Source organism: Noviluteimonas caseinilytica (genome assembly GCF_018406605.1).
Classification (GTDB): domain Bacteria; phylum Pseudomonadota; class Gammaproteobacteria; order Xanthomonadales; family Xanthomonadaceae; genus Noviluteimonas; species Noviluteimonas caseinilytica.
Genome location: NZ_AP024545.1, coordinates 1,959,656 through 1,976,460, shown reverse-complemented (window position 1 = coordinate 1,976,460; position 16,805 = coordinate 1,959,656). Strand labels below are relative to the sequence as shown.

General features: G+C 67.0%; 18 protein-coding genes. 14 read left to right on the top strand and 4 right to left on the bottom strand.

The annotated features are described in order from the left end of the window. Positions 1-88: 88 nt before the first annotated feature. Both LYSCAS_RS09650 and LYSCAS_RS09645 read right to left on the bottom strand, forming a co-directional pair. Positions 89-979: a glycine zipper 2TM domain-containing protein gene (locus tag LYSCAS_RS09650; protein WP_213433838.1), complete on the bottom strand. Its 891-nt coding sequence runs from the start codon at positions 977-979 to the stop codon at positions 89-91. 145 nt (positions 980-1,124) lie between these two features. Continuing rightward, the gene (locus LYSCAS_RS09645; RefSeq protein WP_213433837.1) at positions 1,125-1,559 is read right to left on the bottom strand and encodes an OsmC family protein; all 435 of its coding nucleotides are present in this window, start codon (positions 1,557-1,559) and stop codon (positions 1,125-1,127) included. A gap of 253 nt (positions 1,560-1,812) precedes the next feature. On the opposite strand from LYSCAS_RS09645, the gene fusA reads away from it, so the two are divergent. The 6 genes from fusA to LYSCAS_RS09615 all read left to right on the top strand — a co-directional run bounded on the left by fusA (position 1,813) and on the right by LYSCAS_RS09615 (position 6,943). Beyond that, positions 1,813-3,894 carry an elongation factor G gene (fusA, locus tag LYSCAS_RS09640; protein WP_213433836.1) on the top strand — a complete coding sequence of 694 codons (2,082 nt, stop codon included), beginning with the start codon at positions 1,813-1,815 and terminating at the stop codon, positions 3,892-3,894. Positions 3,895-4,047: 153 nt separating this feature from the next. Beyond that, complete coding sequence (locus LYSCAS_RS09635) at positions 4,048-4,428, top strand: HU family DNA-binding protein (RefSeq protein WP_213437756.1); 381 nt, start codon at positions 4,048-4,050, stop codon at positions 4,426-4,428. 84 nt (positions 4,429-4,512) lie between these two features. Next, positions 4,513-4,890, top strand: a complete 378-nt coding sequence (locus tag LYSCAS_RS09630) for a thioredoxin family protein (RefSeq protein WP_213433835.1) — start codon at positions 4,513-4,515, stop codon at positions 4,888-4,890. A gap of 55 nt (positions 4,891-4,945) precedes the next feature. After that, positions 4,946-5,509 carry a DUF1439 domain-containing protein gene (locus LYSCAS_RS09625; protein ID WP_213433834.1) on the top strand — a complete coding sequence of 188 codons (564 nt, stop codon included), beginning with the start codon at positions 4,946-4,948 and terminating at the stop codon, positions 5,507-5,509. 19 nt (positions 5,510-5,528) lie between these two features. Further along, complete coding sequence (locus LYSCAS_RS09620) at positions 5,529-6,218, top strand: nuclear transport factor 2 family protein (RefSeq protein ID WP_213433833.1); 690 nt, start codon at positions 5,529-5,531, stop codon at positions 6,216-6,218. Next, positions 6,215-6,943, top strand: a complete 729-nt coding sequence (locus LYSCAS_RS09615) for a hypothetical protein (protein ID WP_213433832.1) — start codon at positions 6,215-6,217, stop codon at positions 6,941-6,943. Before LYSCAS_RS09620 ends, LYSCAS_RS09615 begins: the two co-directional genes overlap by 4 nt. Here LYSCAS_RS09615 and LYSCAS_RS09610 read toward each other — a convergent pair. Together LYSCAS_RS09610 and LYSCAS_RS09605 are read right to left on the bottom strand one after the other, a co-directional pair. Continuing rightward, positions 6,940-9,201 (bottom strand): DUF5916 domain-containing protein, encoded by a 2,262-nt coding sequence (locus tag LYSCAS_RS09610; RefSeq protein WP_213433831.1) that lies wholly within the window; start codon positions 9,199-9,201, stop codon positions 6,940-6,942. The genes LYSCAS_RS09615 and LYSCAS_RS09610 overlap by 4 nt on opposite strands. Before the next feature lie 184 nt (positions 9,202-9,385). Continuing rightward, entirely contained in the window at positions 9,386-9,856 is a 471-nt protein-coding gene (locus tag LYSCAS_RS09605) for an SET domain-containing protein (protein WP_213433830.1), read from the bottom strand. 125 nt (positions 9,857-9,981) lie between these two features. On the opposite strand from LYSCAS_RS09605, the gene LYSCAS_RS09600 reads away from it, so the two are divergent. The 8 genes from LYSCAS_RS09600 to LYSCAS_RS09565 all read left to right on the top strand — a co-directional run bounded on the left by LYSCAS_RS09600 (position 9,982) and on the right by LYSCAS_RS09565 (position 16,706). Then, the gene (locus tag LYSCAS_RS09600) at positions 9,982-10,557 is read left to right on the top strand and encodes a cytochrome C (RefSeq protein ID WP_213433829.1); all 576 of its coding nucleotides are present in this window, start codon (positions 9,982-9,984) and stop codon (positions 10,555-10,557) included. A 114-nt stretch (positions 10,558-10,671) separates the two neighbouring features. Further along, positions 10,672-11,121 (top strand): SUF system Fe-S cluster assembly regulator, encoded by a 450-nt coding sequence (locus tag LYSCAS_RS09595; protein ID WP_213433828.1) that lies wholly within the window; start codon positions 10,672-10,674, stop codon positions 11,119-11,121. Between the two features lie 10 nt (positions 11,122-11,131). After that, complete coding sequence (gene sufB / locus LYSCAS_RS09590) at positions 11,132-12,577, top strand: Fe-S cluster assembly protein SufB (RefSeq protein WP_213433827.1); 1,446 nt, start codon at positions 11,132-11,134, stop codon at positions 12,575-12,577. Positions 12,578-12,595: 18 nt separating this feature from the next. After that, complete coding sequence (gene sufC, locus LYSCAS_RS09585; RefSeq protein WP_213433826.1) at positions 12,596-13,363, top strand: Fe-S cluster assembly ATPase SufC; 768 nt, start codon at positions 12,596-12,598, stop codon at positions 13,361-13,363. Further along, positions 13,360-14,589, top strand: coding sequence for a Fe-S cluster assembly protein SufD (gene sufD, locus LYSCAS_RS09580; protein ID WP_213433825.1), 1,230 nt, complete (start codon positions 13,360-13,362; stop codon positions 14,587-14,589). Before sufC ends, sufD begins: the two co-directional genes overlap by 4 nt. Continuing rightward, a complete protein-coding gene (locus LYSCAS_RS09575) occupies positions 14,589-15,827 on the top strand; it encodes a cysteine desulfurase (protein ID WP_213433824.1) in 1,239 nt (412 codons plus the stop codon). Before sufD ends, LYSCAS_RS09575 begins: the two co-directional genes overlap by 1 nt. Before the next feature lie 34 nt (positions 15,828-15,861). Continuing rightward, the gene (locus LYSCAS_RS09570; protein WP_213433823.1) at positions 15,862-16,386 is read left to right on the top strand and encodes a GNAT family N-acetyltransferase; all 525 of its coding nucleotides are present in this window, start codon (positions 15,862-15,864) and stop codon (positions 16,384-16,386) included. Next, positions 16,383-16,706, top strand: a complete 324-nt coding sequence (locus LYSCAS_RS09565; protein WP_213433822.1) for a Rieske (2Fe-2S) protein — start codon at positions 16,383-16,385, stop codon at positions 16,704-16,706. The genes LYSCAS_RS09570 and LYSCAS_RS09565 overlap by 4 nt, the downstream gene beginning before the upstream one ends. The last annotated feature ends 99 nt before the right edge of the window (positions 16,707-16,805 follow it).

The window sequence follows — 16,805 nt, the reverse complement described above, 5'->3', positions numbered from 1 at the left end:
CTCCCTGAAACGCACGCGTGCAGCTTTCGCTGCCCGGCTCCCCGATGCACGTCCTGCCGATAGGGCAGGACGTGAGCGCATCGGCTCGCTACTCCGGACGCACGTCTACCCTGACTCGAATCTTGTCGCCGGGGTGATAGTCGGTGCGCGTTACGAACTGCCGACCCATGTACTCGTAAGTCACGTCGTAACCGATCACACGACCATCGTTGCTGGCGACGTTATTGCCGTAATAGCCGTTGTTGCTGTTGTTGTAGCCGTTGTTGTTGTAGCCGTTGTTGTTGTAGCCGTTGTTGTAGCTGTTGTTGTTGCCGTAGTACGAGTCATCCGACGGATCGCACACCTCCACCGCGTTGCCTTCGTACTTGCGGCGCTGCGTGCTCTCGTACACCTGGCGGCCGGCGAGGCCACCGACCATCGAACCGATCGCGGTCGCCGCATACGTGCCGGTGCCGCCGCCGACCTTGCTGCCCAGCACCGCGCCGGCGATGCCGCCGATCACGGTCGCCACCGTGCGCCCGGTGTCCGTGCCGTAATGGCCCTGCTGCGGGTAGTACGGATCGTTGGACGCCACGCGATTGCCGTAGCGATCGGTCGTGTAGCCGCCGCGCGAGGCGGAGTTGTAGCAATTCTGGCCGGACTGGTTGGCGTAGCCGTTGTTCGAATACGTGTTGTTGTTGTTGTTGCCGTACCCGTTGCTCGAATACGTGTTGTTGCCGTACCCGTTGCTCGAATACGTGTTGTTGCCCGTGCGGTACGTGTTGCTGCCGCCGTAGCGCGAATCGATCACCGGATCGACGCGCAGCACGCGCGCGTAGTCGTAGATCGCGTTGCTGGTGTTGCCGTAACGATCGGGCACCACGGTGCGCGTGGCGGTGTTGCTGCCGTACGTGTTGTACCCACCGTAGGTCTGCGCGGAGGCAGTGCCGACGGCGGCCAGCATGCCTGCGGCGAGAAGGGTGGCGGACAAGCGCTTCATGGTCGACTCCACGCGCCGGGATGGCGCGGTGGGCAATGTGGGCGCCGTGCTGGCAATGCACCCTGAATGTCCCGGGCGTGGAAACGCTTGCACCACAACGGTTTAGCGCGCCGACAGCGATGCGACGACGCGCATGCACCGCGCGTCAGGTGAGCAGCTGCGCGTCCAGCGAGATCGGCACCGCGCTCAGCGCCTTGGAGACCGGGCAGTTCTGCTTCGCATCGTCGGCGATCGCGCGGAACTTCGTGGCATCCAGGCCGTCCACGCGCGCCGTCGTCGTCAGGCGGATCTGGCTGATGGTCGGGCCGCCTTCCATCGACAGTTCGACGGCGGCCTTCGTGTCGAGCGCCTGCGGCGGATGGCCGGCTTCGGACAACTTGGCCGACAACGCCATCGTGAAGCAGGCCGCGTGCGCGGCGGCGATCAGTTCTTCGGGATTGGTGCCCTTCTCGTCGCCGAAGCGCGAGTTGAAGCCGTAGCGCGTGCCGGTCATCAGGCCGCTCTGCGGCGTGTCCAGCTTGCCCTGGCCGGTCTTGAGGTCGCCTTCCCAATGTGCGCTGGCGTGACGGGTGATCGCCATGGTGGTGCTCCGAGGGGTCGAAAGGGGGAGCGGGCAGCCTACTCCGGGCGGGATTGCGGGACGTTGACGCGGCAGCGCTTGACCGCCCCCCGGCTCTGCGGGAGATTTGCGTCCCGGCGGTGACGCCGGGCGTTCCAAGCCAGGTTTCACCCGCCATGACCGCCCGCCGAGCCCGCGCTGCTCGGACGGCAAGGCTTCCGATGCGGACAGCCATGACGGCCCTCTTGCAACCCATCACGGGAGAGACGGCCTCATGTCCTACACCACCGAAACCATCCGCAACGTGGCCCTTGCGGGCCACCCCGGCGCCGGCAAAACAATGCTCTTCGAAGCCCTGCTGCATGCCGGCGGCGCACTCCAGACGGCAGGCAGCATCGAACGCGGCACGACGGTTTCCGATTTCGATCCGATCGAGAAGGAACGCGGGCACAGCGTCGATGCGGCGATCGCGAGCGTCGACTACAGCACCACAGGCACCGACAACGCCCCGGTGCACGCCAACTTCATCGACACGCCCGGGTATCCCGATTTCCGCGGCCCCACGCTCTCCGCGCTCGCCGCGGTGGAAACCGTGGCGATCGTCGTCGACGCCGACACCGGCGTGGAATACGGCACGCGCCGCATGATGGAGTACGCCAGGTCCCGCAACCTGTGCCGCGTGGTGGTCGTCAACAAGATCGACCACGCCGATGCGGACTGCGCGCGCGTGCTCGGCGAACTGCGCGAGAGCTTCGGCGCCGAAGTGCTGCCGCTCAACCTGCCCGCCGATGGCGGCAAGCGCATCGTCGACTGCTTCGGCTACAGCGGCACCGTGGCCGAGGGCGACAGCGATTTGGGCCCGGTCGCCGACTGGCACCAGAAGATCCTCGACCAGGTCGTCGAGGTGAACGAAACGGTGATGGACCATTACCTCGACCTCGGCGAAGGCGGGCTGTCCGGCCAGGAACTGCACGATGCGTTCGAACAATGCCTGCGCGAAGGCCACCTGGTGCCGGTGTGCTTCGTCTCCGCGCGCAGCGGCCTGGGCGTGCGCGAACTGCTCGAGATCGCCGGCCGCCTGTTCCCGCATCCGGGCGAAGGCAATCCGCCGCCGTTCGTGAAAGGCGCGGGCGACGACGCCGAACACATCGACGCGAAGCCCGATCCGAAGGCGCACGTGATCGCCGACGTCTTCAAGATCATCAACGATCCGTTCGTCGGCAAGCTCGGCATCTTCCGCGTCTACCAGGGCACGGTGAAGAAGGACACCTCGTTGTTCATCGACGACGGGCGCAAGCCGTTCAAGGTGGCCCACCTGTTCAAGCTCAAGGGCAAGGACCACGTCGAGATCGCCGAAGCGATCCCCGGCGACATCGCGGCGGTCGCGAAGATCGACGACCTGCACTTCGATGCGGTGCTGCACGACACGCACGACGAAGACCAGATCCACCTGGCGCCGATGGATTTCCCGCGGCCGATGTTCGGCCTGGCGGTGGAAGCGGCGCACAAGGGCCAGGAGCAGAAGCTCGGCACGGCGCTTCACAAGTTGTCGGAGGAAGACCCGGCGTTCGCGGTCGAACACCACGGCGAACTCAACGAAACCGTCGTGCGCGGCCTGTCCGACCTGCACCTGCGCGTGATGCTGCAGCGCCTGAAGGACAAGTACGGCGTGGAAGTGAAAACGCGCCCGCCGCGCATCGCCTATCGCGAAACCGTGAGCGCGCCGGCCGAAGGCCATCATCGCCACAAGAAGCAGACGGGCGGCGCGGGCCAGTTCGGTGAGGTGTTCCTGCGCATCGAACCGTTGCCGCGCGGCAAGGGCTTCGAGTTCGTCGACGAGGTCAAGGGCGGCACCATCCCCGGCCAGTTCATGCCCGCGGTGGAGAAAGGCGTGCGCCAGGTGTTGAACACCGGCGCGGTGGCCGGCTATCCGCTGCAGGACGTGCGCGTGGTGGTCTACGACGGCAAGCACCACAGCGTGGACAGCAAGGAAGTGGCGTTCGTGGCGGCGGGCAAGAAAGCCTTCCTGGACGCCATCGCCAAGGCGCGCCCGCAGGTGCTCGAGCCCATCGTGGAATTGCAGGTCAACGCGCCCGAACAGCACATGGGCGACGTCAGCGGCGGCCTGTCCTCCAAGCGTGCGCGCATCAGCGGCACCGATGCCGCGCGCGGGGGCGAGATCGTGATCAAGGCGCAAGTCCCGCTGTCGGAGCTGGAAGGCTATGCGGCGGAATTGAAGTCCGTGACCGCCGGGCGCGGCCGGTATGCGCTGGATTTCAGCCACTACGAACCCGTGCCGGCGCAAGTGCAATCGCGGCTGGTGGAGGCCTACAAGCCCCGCCTGGAGGACGATTGACAACAGGCGCGCGGGCGTCCGTTGGTCCGCGCGTTGAAAAAAACCCGAAAAAACCCGCCTGCGGGGCTTGGCGGCCACCTGCGCATGCCCTACATTCCGCCTGCCGAGGGGGACAACCAGGCATTCCATCAACTCACATCGAGTAAGACACACATGGCGAAGAAGAAAGCCGCATCGAAGAAGGCCGCTCCGAAGTCCGCAGCCAAGTCGGCCGCGCCGAAGCCGATCAAGGAAGCGCTGGGCAAGTCGGGCCTGGTCGCGCACATTTCCGAAACCTCCGGCGTTGCGCCGCGCGACGTGCGCGCCGTGATGTCGGCGCTGGAAGGTGCGGTGCACGGTTCGGTCAACAAGAAGGGCGCGGGCGCTTTCACCCTGCCGGGCCTGCTGAAGATCACCGTGGTCAACGTTCCGGCGAAGCCGAAGCGCAAGGGCATCAACCCGTTCACCAAGGAAGAGCAGTGGTTCGCAGCCAAGCCGGCGACCGTCAAGGTCAAGGTGCGTCCGCTGAAGAAGCTCAAGGACGCGGCCGCCTGAGGCGCCGATCCAACTGCTTCATGAAAAGCGCCCTCCGGGGCGCTTTTTTTATGCCCGCGCGGCAAGCGGCGTACTCTTTCGCGCATGAGCGACACGATCGTCCCGCACTTCTTCGACGCCTTCCCGATGCGCCTGGTGCGCGACGCCGAGCTCGACGGTGCGCTCCCCGACGACGCTCGCCTGCGCATCCTGTTCCTGTGGGGACGCGACTGCCCCAACTGCGACATCGCCAAGCAGCAGATGCTGCACGCGCCCGATGCATTCGCCTGGCCCGACGTCGAGTGGCTGCACGACAACGTCTACGACGATCCGCGCATGGGCACGCGCTTCGGCCTGCATGGCATCCCGACGTTCCTGGTCTTCCGTGGCAAGCGACGGCTCGGGAAGATCAGCCCGTGGCCCGGGCGCGCGCCGTTCGTCGCGGCGATCGAACGCCTGCGCGCCGACGCGCCCGCCGGCTGATCGCCGGTTCACGCACGGCGGCGCAGGCTCGCCGCCACGTCCAATGGAGGCCGCCATGCGCCGCACCGCCCCGATCCTGCTGCTCCTGTTGTTCCTGTTGCTCGGCGCCGTCCTCGCGGGCTGCACCACGCTGTCCGCGCTGGTCGGCAACCAGGTCACCTTCACCGCGCCGCAGTTGCAGTCGCAGCTCGACCGCCGGTTCCCGCGCGACTACGACAAGGCCGGCGGCCTGGTGACGCTGACGCTCATGCATCCGCGCCTGACGATCCCGCAGGGCAGCGGTCGCCTGCAGCTGGACTTCGACATCGGCGTGGGCGGCATGGGCATGGACTCGCATTCGCCCGCCGGGCACTTCGCGCTGCAGAGCGGCCTGCGCTTCGATCCGCAGACGCGCGGCCTGCACCTGGCCGATCCCGCGCTCGTCGGCGTGGACGTGCCGATGCTGGGCGGTCGCATTAACGACGCGACCCGCAGCCTGCTCAACCAGTGGCTCGGCGAATACGCGCGCGAGGAGCCGGTGTACCGTCTCGACGATACTGTGTGGGGACGCATGGCCGGCCGTCGCATCGGTGAGACGACGATCGGCGATGGCGTCGTCACCCTCCACCTCGACCAATGATCCGCGAAGGGAATCCCGCATGCGCTTCCGCCCTGCCCTGTCCACCACGATTGCCTGCGCGCTGATCGCGTGCGTCCTGCTGCTCGCCGCGTGCGGCGACAAGGGCGGCCCGGGCGCGCGCAATCCCGATGGTTCCACCGCCGATGCGTTGCCGGCGCCCGCAGGCGCGAAGGGATCGGTCACCGGCATGCCCGACGCGCCGGGCCCGGGCGACGTGGCGATCGAAGGCAGCGTGGCGCAGGCGGACGACGTGGCGACCGACGACAACCCGGAAGCGGGCCTGGACGAAGACGGCGACGGCCAGATCGATGCCGATGCACCCAACCCGTCCGGCGAACCCACCGCGCAGGATGCGGTGGCGGTGATCGACCAGTACTACTCGGCGATCGAGGAACGCGATTTCGCGACGGCCTACGGCCTGTGGAGCGACGGCGGGCGCGCGAGCGGGCAATCGGCGGACCAGTTCGCCGCGGGCTTCGCGAACACGCAGAAGGTGGAAGCCACGCTCGATTCCCCGGCACGCGTGGAAGGCGCGGTGGGTTCGCGCTTCATCGAGATCCCGGTGTCGCTGGAATCCACGGACAAGGACGGGAAGACGCATCGCTACGTCGGCGCATACACGCTGCGGCGTTCGGTGGTGGATGGCGCGACCGAGGAACAGAAGCAATGGCGCATCGCGTCGGCCGACCTGCGGGAGCTCGCGCAGTGAAGCGGCGTGTTGCGCTTGCCATCGTGCTGGGGTGCGCGGTGTTCGGCGCGGCGTGCAATCGCGACGCGGGCAAGCACGATGTGGCCGCCACGCCTGCGACGATCGCGCACGCCGCCACCGTCGCACCGGTCGCCACCACGCCGCCGCCGGGCCCGCCGCCACCGGTTGCACCGCCTGCACCGGTCGCGGGCGACGACGTGTTGCCGGCGAAGCTGGGCAGCGACGATTCGATCGATTCCCTGCGCAAGCGCTTCGGCGCGGTGAACATCGAAGTGGGCCAGGTGCCGGGCGCGGAAGACCTGGTGCCCGGCGCGATCCTGTATCCGCACGATCCGACGCGTCGCCTGTACCTGTACTTCCACGACGACCAGATGCACGCTTTGTCGCTGGTGCGCGTGCTGGACGGGGAATCGCACTGGAAGTTGCCCAGCGGCGTGCACATGGGCATGCCGCTGTCGGAGATCGTGGCGCGCAACGGCAAGCGCATCCAGTTCTCGGGCTTCGGCTGGGATTACGGCGGCACGGTATCGAACTGGAACAACGGCCACCTGCAACCGATGCCCGGCCAGGGCCGCTTCTCGCTGCGCGAGCGTCCGGACCTGCCGGACACGATCGCCCTGCCGGAAGGCGAGGGCGAGGTGTGGAGCGATGATCCGAAGTACCCGACGATGGACCGCGACGTCGTCGTCGGCGAAATCGTCTACGGCTTCCCGGCGCGCCCTTAAAGCTCGAAGCGGTAGCTCAGCTTCACGAGGAACTGTTCCGAATCGCGCAGATCGAAGCTGTCGCGCAGCGCGTCGTTGGCATCCTCGGAGAACTCGTTGAACAGGTCGCCGCCGCGGCCGTACACGACATAGAGGTACGACAACGGCTTGAACTCCCACCGGTAGCGCACCTGGAAGCCCAGGTTGCTCAGGCTGAAGTCGTTGATCGGATCGTTGGTCGGGATCGGCGTGCCGTCCGGTGCGGCGCGCCATGCCTGGCGCACCTTCGCGTCCAGGCCCAGCGACTGCATCTTGACGCGCAGTTCGTGCTGGCTGCCGATGTTCCAGTTCAGGCCCGCATCCACTTGCGTGGCGTGTTCGTCGAACGTGCCCAGCAGGTTGTCGCCCTCCCACAGCATCCACTGCGGCGTGCTCTCGAAGTAGAGCGTGGTGTAGATGCTGAAGGCGTCGCTGATGAAGTACGTCGGCTGGAACTGCGTATTCCAGCCCACGTGGCGGTCGTTCTGGTCGTTGCCGATGCCGGAGTTGTTGGCCCCGAAGTTGGCGTAGAACGCCCAGTTGCCCTGGCGCGCCCAGTTGCGTTCGGCGAAGGCGTTGAAGTTGGAGGGCGTGCGCACGATGCCGTTGCCGCGCAGCAGGCGGTCGTCGTAGCCCGACGTGTTGAGGTTGATCTGCGCGTAGGAGTTGTCGCCGTCGCGCATCTGGTTGGACACGCTGGTGCGGAACTGGCGCTGCAAATCCAGCCCGTGGTCGTTGTTGCTGCCGCTGATGCGCCAGCGCCAGTCGTGCGAGGAATACTTCGAGGTCTGCGGCATGCCGGTGATGCGCTTCATCACCTGCCAGTGCGCGTAGTTCATGTTGTTGCGCGACAGGTAGCCGAAGTCGTTGATCTGCAGGCTGTCGCTGAAATGCATGCCCAGCCACTGCTGGCGCCAGCCGTGGTCCATCTCGTAATCGATGATGGTGGTGAAGCCGTCGCCCTTCTCGGTCTTGCCGATCGAGGGCGAGGTGATGTCGCCTTCGTCGATGTCGCTGAAGATCAGGCGGTTCTGGATGCTCAGCTTTTCGTTCGGGCGCCAGTTCTGGTCGAAGCCCAGGACGGTTGCCTTGCGATCGAAGTACGGACGGTCCACTTCCGTGACCATCATGCCGATGCTCTGCTTGGAGAAGTCGTGGCTCAGGCGGAACGCGCTGAAGTTGCGCCCCACCTCGTCCGCTTCCTGCGCCAGCATCACGCCGTAGTGCGTGGCGCCGAACGATCCGTTGGCCTTGACCGCCGCGGTGATGTCGCCCGCGCCGGTGCCGTCGTCCGTCGGGCCGCCCACGCGGCGCGTGTAGACGAGCTGGCTGAAGTCGGACGGCGTGGTGAATTCGAACGGGCCCTGGTTCTCGGTGAAGAACGGGCGCTTGTCGCTGAAGAAGGTTTCGTTGGCGCTGAAGTTGACGACGATGTCGTCGCTTTCGACCTGGCCGAAGTCCGGGTTGATCGTGGCCGTCAGCTGGAACTGGCCATTGGGCTTCCACAGGATGTCGGCGCCGGCGTCCAGCGTGCCATCGAGGTTGACGTTGTCGTACACGCCCGACACGTACGGCGTGATCGCGATCAGCGCCTTGTTGTACTCGGGCACTTCGATGGCGATGAAGTCCGACAAGAAGCGCGGGCGCTCGAAGCTCGCCGCCGGCCACGCCGCGCGTTCGCCGGTGCTGCCGATCACGCGGTCGAGGTAGATGTGGAAGGTGCGCTTGCCGTTGGCGCCCTTGTCCATCGGCGCGATGTACCAGGGGATGAGCATTTCGCTCGACCAGCCGTCCGCGTCCTGCGTGGCGGCGTGCTGCCAGTTGCCGTCCCAGTCGGTGCTGAAGCTGTTCTCGTTGGTGATGATCGCGTCGTTGATGCCGTCGGTGGACGACACCATGAAGTTGTAACCGGTGCGCCCCCCGTCGAAGTTGATCATCAAATTGTTGCGATCCACCTGCGCCTGTTCGTCGCGGCGGATCTTCTGGTTGTTGCGCGGGATCGACGAGGGCTGCGTGTTGCGGAAGCCGATGGCCAGGCCTTCGGGCGTGGCGAGGATCCAGGCTTCGGTGGGCTGCGAACCGGGCGCGCCGGTCAGCGGCTGGGTGATGCGGAAATCGGTGACGTGCTGGGCGCCCTGCCATTCGGCGGGATCGATCTTGCCGTCGACGGTGATCGCGTGTGCGTTGGCGGAGAGGACGGACAGGATGGCAAGGGTAAGCGTCGCGGGGAGCAGGCGCATGGAGTCGTCCAAGGGGGGCGGCGGAATGGGGACAGCGTATTCATGGCAAGCGTCGCCGCCGACTCCCGTCAGTCATGCAAACCTTTTGCCTATGCGGGGCATCGTGCCCATCGGTGGGCCGTCCCGCGGTGCAGCATCGCGTGCCGCCGGGCTGCCCGATCGGGCAACCCGTGCGACGTGCTGCTTACTTCTTCTTGGGCTTGAGCATCGTGCCCGTGCACTTGGGCGAGCCGCAGTGGCAGGCCCAGATCTTCTTCAGGCGCGCGGTGTGCGCCTCGTCCAGCGTGATGCCGTAGTCGTACGTGAGCTCTTCGCCCGGCTTGATCGCGCGCATGGCTTCGATGAAGACGCGATCCTTGCGACGGTCGTCGCCGTCGTCTTCTTCCAGCACGGCTTCGCAGTTGGGATCGCAGCTGTGGTTGATCCAGCGCGCCGTGTTGCCGCCGTGGTTGGCGTCGATCACGTACTCGTCGTTGAGCGTGAACAGGAACGTGTGACCGCTTTCGACATCGCCGGTGTCGTCGCCGTCCACTTCCTCGTGCGTGCGCCGCTTGCCCTTGTATTCGATCAGGCGTTCGCCTTTCTTGAGCGTGGCGGCTGCGAATACGCCGTTGCCATGGATCTGCGAGCGACGGGCGACGATCTTGCGGGCCATGCGGACTTCCGTTCGGGGGAAAGATGCGGATTGTGCGGGTTGCGCGGTGATCCCGCCATCGGCGTGGCCGGTCGAAGTCGCAAGGTGCGTATTCACGGATTCCATCCGGAACGTCACCAAGGCCCATGCGCGCTTCGATCCTGCTCGTCCCCTCCGTCCTGGTCCTGGCCCTGTCCGCGTGCAAGCCCGCGGCAACGGACGCCACCGCCGCCGATGCACCCGCCGCCGTGGCGGTGGCCACCGCAGGCCCGAGCGATGCCGAATTGCTCGCGCAGGGCGAATACCTGGTGCGCATCGCCGGCTGCAACGATTGCCACACGCCGGGCTGGGCGCAGAACGGCGGCGATGCGCCGCGCGACCAGTGGCTCGTCGGATCGAAGGTCGGCTGGAACGGCCCGTGGGGCACGACCTATGCGGCCAACCTGCGCCTGAAGGCGGCCGACATGGACGACAAGAAGTGGCTCGAGTACACGGCCAACCTGCACACGCGACCGATCATGCCGGACTTCGCCCTCCGCGCCATGAAGGAGCAGGACCGCCTCGCGATCTTCCGTTTCATCAAGTCGCTCGGCCCCGGCGGCGAACCTGCGCCGGCCTACCTGCCGCCGGGCCAGACGCCCCCGGTGCCGTACTTCGAAGCGAACCTGCCCCCGCCGCCGGCCGCGGCGCAGGCCGACGCCAAGCCCGCCGCCGCGGGCTGATTCCAAGCGTAAAACCCGCAGCCGGATGAACCCGGCTGCGATCCGGCGCAACCGCCGGTTTCGGCCCGGACCCTAAAACCGTACAATTTCGGTCCGCATTGCCAGGCCGCCCCGATGCTCCGGGTCACCAAGCTCACCGATTACGCCACCGTCGTGCTGACGGCGCTCGCCGCCGCCGGCCCCGACACCGTGCTCAGCGCCGCCGAGCTCGCCGAACGCGCGGGCCTGGAAGCCACCACCGTCGCCAAGCTGCTCAAGCCGCTCGCGCAGGCGGGGCTGGTGGCGTCGTTCCGTGGCGCGCACGGCGGATATCGCCTGGCGCGCGAGGCCAACGCGATATCGCTGATCGAGATCGTGGAAGCGATGGAAGGCCCGCTCGCGATGACCGAATGCAGCCTGCACGCCGACGCGTGCGGCATCGAACACTCCTGCGGCGTCCGCGCGAACTGGCGCCGCATCAACGACGTGGTCGCCGATGCGCTGCGTGGCGTGACGCTGGCCGACCTCGTGTCGCCGGCGCCGCCCGCGCGCCGCGCGATCCCCGCCACGCTGGCGACGGCGTGAGGCACACGACATGACGCAACACGAAAGCAACGTTGAAATCCTCGAACAACTCGGCCGTCGCTACGAGGCCGGCTTCGTCACGGACATCGAATCCGATTCGCTCCCGCCGGGGCTGTCGGAAGACGTCGTGCGCTTCCTGTCCGCGAAGAAGGAAGAGCCCGAATGGATGACGCAGTGGCGCCTGGCCGCGTATCGCCACTGGCTGACGATGCCGATGCCCAACTGGGCGAAGCTCGACATCGCGCCGATCGATTTCCAGTCCATCAGCTATTACTCCGCGCCGAAGGCCAAGTACGCCTCGATCGATGAGGTGCCGCAGGAACTGCTGGACACGTACGAGAAGCTCGGCGTGCCGCTGCACGAACGCGCCAAGCTCGCGGGCGTCGCGGTGGATGCGGTGTTCGACTCGGTCTCCGTCGGCACCACGTTCCGCAAGGAACTGGCCGAGAAGGGCATCATCTTCTGCTCGATGTCCGAGGCGATCCGCGAGCATCCCGAGCTCGTGAAGCAATACCTCGGCAGCGTGGTGCCCACCGGCGACAACTACTTCGCCGCGCTCAACGCGGCCGTGTTCTCCGACGGCAGCTTCGCCTTCATCCCGAAGGGCGTGCGTTGCCCGATGGAGCTGAGCACGTATTTCCGCATCAACGCGATCAACACGGGGCAGTTCGAGCGCACGCTGATCATCGCGGAGGAGAAGAGCTACGTCTCCTACCTCGAAGGCTGCACGGCGCCGATGCGCGACGAGAACCAGCTGCATGCCGCGGTCGTCGAGCTCGTGGTGCTGGACGATGCGGAGATCAAATACAGCACCGTGCAGAACTGGTACCCCGGCGATGAAGAAGGTCGCGGCGGCATCTACAACTTCGTGACCAAGCGCGGCGAGTGCCGCGGGGCGCGTTCGAAGATTTCGTGGACGCAGGTCGAGACGGGCTCCGCCATCACCTGGAAGTACCCGAGCTGCGTGCTGCTGGGCGACGACTCGGTGGGCGAGTTCCATTCGGTCGCGCTCACGCACCATCGCCAGCAGGCCGACACCGGCACCAAGATGATCCATGTCGGCAAGCGCACGAAGTCGAAGATCGTGAGCAAGGGCATCAGCGCGGGCCGCGGCCAGAATGCGTATCGCGGCCTGGTGAAGGTGGAACGCAGCGCCGAGGGCGCGCGCAACCACACCCAATGCGATTCGCTGCTGATCGGCAAGCGTTGCGGCGCGCACACCTACCCCTACGTGGAAGTGAAGCACCCCACCGCCATCGTCGAGCACGAAGCGACGACCTCGAAGATCAGCGACGACCAATTGTTCTATTGCCGCAGCCGCGGGATTTCGGAAGAAGACGCGGTGTCGATGATCGTCGACGGGTTCTGCAAGTCCGTGTTCCGCGAATTGCCGATGGAGTTCGCGGTGGAAGCGAAGAAGCTGCTCGAGGTGTCGCTGGAAGGCGCGGTCGGGTAAACAGGAAAACAAACGCACATGTTGAAGATCGACAACCTCCACGTCCGCGTCGCCGGGCGCGACATCCTCAAGGGCCTCTCGCTCGAGGTCGCGCCGGGCCAGGTGCACGCCATCATGGGCCCGAACGGCGCGGGCAAGTCCACGCTGGGCAACGTGATCGCGGGCCGCGAGGGCTACGACATCGTGTCCGGTTCGGTGACGTTCGAAGGCCGCGACCTGCTGGCGCTCGAACCCGAACAGCGCGCGGCCGAAGGCGTGTTCCTCGCCTTCCAGTACCCGGTGGAAATCCCGGGCGTGAACAACACGTACTTCCTGCGGTCGGCGCTCAACGCGCAGCGCAAGGCGCGCGGCGAAGCGGAACTGGATTCGATGCAGTTCCTCAAGCTGGTGCGCGAGAAGCTGGCCGTGCTGCACATCAAGGACGACCTGCTGCACCGCGGCGTCAACGAAGGCTTCAGCGGCGGCGAAAAGAAGCGCAACGAGATCTTCCAGCTCGCGGTGCTGGAGCCGAAACTGGCGATCCTCGACGAGACCGACTCGGGCCTGGACATCGATGCGCTGCGCAACGTGGCCGATGGCGTGAACGCGCTGCGGTCGGCGTCGCGCGCGTTCCTGGTGATCACGCATTACCAGCGCCTGCTCGACTACATCAAGCCGGACGTTGTGCACGTGCTGTCCGATGGACGCATCGTCGAAACGGGCGGGCCGGAACTGGCGCTCGAACTCGAACAGCATGGTTACGCCTGGCTGTCGGGTCGCAAGGCGCCGGAGGCAGCGGCCGGATGAGCGCGTTGCTGGAATCGCTCGCGCAGGGCTTCGCAGGCGACGCGGCGGGACGCGCGACGCTGGAGGCGGTCCTGCGCGAAGGCTTGCCGAAGCCGCGCAGCGAGGCGTGGAAGTACACGTCGTTGCGGGCGCTGGAGCGGCGGGTGTTCGCGCCGGCTTCGGGCGCCGACGTCGATGCCGCATTGTTGGCGGGGATCGACGGGCCGCGCCTGGTGTTCGTCAATGGCGTGTATTCGGCCGCCCTTTCGCACATCGATGCGTTGCCTGCGGGCGTGACGTTTTCGGCATCGATGGCCGACGCGGTGGTCGTGCCTGCGCATCCGGATGCAGTGTTCGCCGGCATCAATGCGGCGATGGCGCGTTCGGGCGCGACGTTGCGGATCGCGGCGGGCACGCACGTGGCGGCGCCGCTGTACCTGATGTTCGTCGGCGCTTCCGCGGCGCAGGACCAGGCGTGGCACTTGCGACATGCGATCGCGGTCGGCGAAGGCGCGTCCGCGCGCGTCGTCGAGCATCACATCGCCTCGGGCGAATACGCGCATCTTTCGACATCGTCCGCGACGGTGACGCTGGCACGCGGCGCGCAGCTCGCACACCTGTGCGTGCAGGACGACGCGGCCGGCGCCACGCGCTTCGCGCGCACCGATGCGCGCGTGCACGACGACGCCCGGTATGCGCGCCTCGACCTGGAACTCGGCGGCGGCTTGTCGCGCCACGAATTCGGCTGTGCGTTGCTGGGCGCGGGTGCGTCGGTGCAGGGCGATGGCGTGCTGCTCGGCGCAGGCCGCCGGCATCTCGACACGCGCCTGAACATCGACCACGCGGTCGGCGACACGCGCTGCGACCTCACGTGGCGCGGCCTCGCGGCGGATCGCAGCCGCGCGGTGCTGCACGGCGGCATCCTGATCCGCGCCGGCGCCGATGGCAGCAACGCGGCGTTGTCGACGAAGAACCTGCTGCTCAGCGCGCAGGCGGAAATTGATGCGCAACCGGTGCTGGAAATCCACGCCGATGAGGTGCAGGCCGCGCATGGCGCGACGGTGGGCGGCCTGGATCCGACGGCGCTGTTCTACCTGCGCTCGCGCGGCCTGCCCGAAGAAGACGCACGCCGCCTGCTGACCACCGCGTTCTGCCGCGCCGTGTTGCCGCGCGCGGACGCGACGTTGCGCCCGATCGCGGAAGCGGCGCTCGATCGCGCCCTCGCCAGGACCCTCGGGGACGCCTGATGAAAACGGAAACACCGACGCTCGCGCCCGACTGGGACCGCATCCGCGCCGACTTCCCGCTGCTCGCGCGGGAAGTGCACGGCAAGCCGCTGGTGTATTTCGATTCGGCGAACACGGGGCAGAAGCCGGCCGTCGTGATCGAGGCGGTGGATGCGTTCTACCGCCGCCACAACGCAAACGTGAGCCGCGCGGTGCATGCGTTGGGTGCCGAAGCCACGGAAGCGTACGAAGGCACGCGCGCGCGCCTGGCGCAGCACCTCAACGTGGCGCGCGAGGATCTCGTGCTCACCAGCGGCACGACGTTCGCGCTCAACCTGGTCGCGTATTCGTGGGCACTGCCGCGGTTGCAGCCCGGGGATGTCGTGCTGCTGACGCGGATGGAGCACCACGCGAACATCGTGCCGTGGCAGCTCATCTGCGAGCGCACCGGTGCGACGATCCGCGTCGCCGACCTCGCGCCCGACGGCTCGCTCGACCTCGACGCGCTGTACGCGTTGATGGCGCCGGACGTGAAGCTGCTCGGCATCGCGCACGTGTCGAACGTGCTGGGCACGGTGAATCCGGTCGCCGAGATCTGCCGAGAAGCACGCAAACGCGGCATCGTCACCGTCGTCGATGGGTCGCAGGCGCTGCCGCACATGGCGGTGGACATCGCGTCGATCGGCTGCGACTTCTACGCCTTCACCGGCCACAAGATGTGCGGGCCCACGGGCACGGGCGCGCTGTGGGCGCGTCGCGAACACCTGCTGGCGATGCCGCCCTTCCTCGGCGGCGGCGAGATGATCAAGGAAGTGCGTTACGAAGGCACGGTGTTCGCCGAGCCGCCGCATCGCTTCGAAGCGGGCACGCCGAACATCGCGGGGCACGTGGGGCTGGGCACGGCAGTCGGCTATCTCGACGGCATCGGCATGGACGCGATCGCCGCGCGCGAAGGCGATTTGCTCGCGCACCTCACCGAAGAAATGGATCGCGTCGAAGGCCTGCGCATCCTGGGGCGCGCGCCGCGCAAGGCCGCGGTGGTGTCGTTCCTGGTCGAAGGCGCGCATGCGCACGACCTCGCCACGCTGCTCGACCTGGAAGGCGTCGCCGTGCGCTCGGGCCACCATTGCGCGCATCCGCTGATGGCCTTCCTCGGCGTGCCGGCCACGTGCCGCGCGTCGCTGGCCTTCTACAACACGCATGCCGAGATCGAGGCGTTCATCGCCGCGCTGCGCAAGGTGCGGCGCCTGCTCGGCTAGACTTCCCCGCCCTTCCCCCGACGCGATCCGATCCATGAGCGAACTGCATTTCCGCGCAGCGACCGTCGATGACCTCGACGCGCTCGTCGCGCTCGTCACCTCCGCCTACCGTGGCGATGTCAGCCGCAAGGGCTGGACCACCGAAGCGGATTTCCTCGATGGCAACCGCATCGACCGCGAAGTCCTGCAACGCGACATCGAACGTCCGCGCAGCCGCGTGCTGCTGGCCGAACGCGACGGGCAACTGCTCGCCTGCGCGCACGTCGCCGATGAAGACGGCGCCGGGTATTTCGGCATGTTCTCGGTGGTGCCGTCGCTGCAGGGCGCGGGCATCGGCAAGGCCGTGCTCGCGGAAGGCGAACGCATCGCGCGCGACGACTGGGGCCTGCCGACGATGCGCATGACCGTCATCGACATCCGCGACGAACTCATCAAGTTCTACGAGCGCCGCGGTTACGCATTGACCGGCATCAAGAAGCCCTTCCCCTACGGCGACGAACGCTTCGGCATCCCGACGCGCGATGACCTGCGCTTCGAAGTCATGGAGAAAGCGTTGTGAGCGAAGCCTGGGTGCGCGTCTGCGCGACGTCGGAATTGCTCCCGGGCGAGTCGAAGGTCGCGTGGGACGGCGACACCGCGATCGTGGTCTTCAACTACGACGGCGATTTCTACGCACTCGAAGACCGGTGCTCGCACGAGGACTTCGATCTGTCGTCGGGCCCGTTCGACGCGGAAGAAGCGACGATCGAGTGCGTCCTGCACGGCTCGAAGTTCGACGTGCGCGACGGCCGTGCGCTCAACGCGCCCGCCTATGCGCCGGTGCCCAAGTTCCCGACGAAGGTCGAAGACAACGCGGTCTGGACGCGGGACGACCGCTGATCGGCCGCGCCGATCGCTTCCATTGCGTTTGCGAATCGTTCTCATTAACATGCCCGGGCCGCGGCGGATGCCGCAACCCCCTTGCATACAGAGGACGTC

Bases quoted from the DNA above. Each gene is read 5' to 3' on its own strand.
- LYSCAS_RS09645 (WP_213433837.1), bottom strand. From the start codon at position 1,559: ATGGCGATCACCCGTCACGCCAGCGCACATTGGGAAGGCGACCTCAAG.
- fusA (WP_213433836.1), top strand. From the start codon at position 1,813: ATGTCCTACACCACCGAAACCATCCGCAACGTGGCCCTTGCGGGCCAC.
- LYSCAS_RS09595 (WP_213433828.1), top strand. From the start codon at position 10,672: ATGCTCCGGGTCACCAAGCTCACCGATTACGCCACCGTCGTGCTGACG.
- LYSCAS_RS09620 (WP_213433833.1), top strand. From the start codon at position 5,529: ATGCGCTTCCGCCCTGCCCTGTCCACCACGATTGCCTGCGCGCTGATC.
- LYSCAS_RS09610 (WP_213433831.1), bottom strand. From the start codon at position 9,201: ATGCGCCTGCTCCCCGCGACGCTTACCCTTGCCATCCTGTCCGTCCTC.
- sufD (WP_213433825.1), top strand. From the start codon at position 13,360: ATGAGCGCGTTGCTGGAATCGCTCGCGCAGGGCTTCGCAGGCGACGCG.
- LYSCAS_RS09635 (WP_213437756.1), top strand. From the start codon at position 4,048: ATGGCGAAGAAGAAAGCCGCATCGAAGAAGGCCGCTCCGAAGTCCGCA.
- LYSCAS_RS09575 (WP_213433824.1), top strand. From the start codon at position 14,589: ATGAAAACGGAAACACCGACGCTCGCGCCCGACTGGGACCGCATCCGC.
- LYSCAS_RS09625 (WP_213433834.1), top strand. From the start codon at position 4,946: ATGCGCCGCACCGCCCCGATCCTGCTGCTCCTGTTGTTCCTGTTGCTC.
- LYSCAS_RS09605 (WP_213433830.1), bottom strand. From the start codon at position 9,856: ATGGCCCGCAAGATCGTCGCCCGTCGCTCGCAGATCCATGGCAACGGC.
- sufC (WP_213433826.1), top strand. From the start codon at position 12,596: ATGTTGAAGATCGACAACCTCCACGTCCGCGTCGCCGGGCGCGACATC.
- sufB (WP_213433827.1), top strand. From the start codon at position 11,132: ATGACGCAACACGAAAGCAACGTTGAAATCCTCGAACAACTCGGCCGT.
- LYSCAS_RS09570 (WP_213433823.1), top strand. From the start codon at position 15,862: ATGAGCGAACTGCATTTCCGCGCAGCGACCGTCGATGACCTCGACGCG.
- LYSCAS_RS09650 (WP_213433838.1), bottom strand. From the start codon at position 979: ATGAAGCGCTTGTCCGCCACCCTTCTCGCCGCAGGCATGCTGGCCGCC.
- LYSCAS_RS09630 (WP_213433835.1), top strand. From the start codon at position 4,513: ATGAGCGACACGATCGTCCCGCACTTCTTCGACGCCTTCCCGATGCGC.
- LYSCAS_RS09600 (WP_213433829.1), top strand. From the start codon at position 9,982: ATGCGCGCTTCGATCCTGCTCGTCCCCTCCGTCCTGGTCCTGGCCCTG.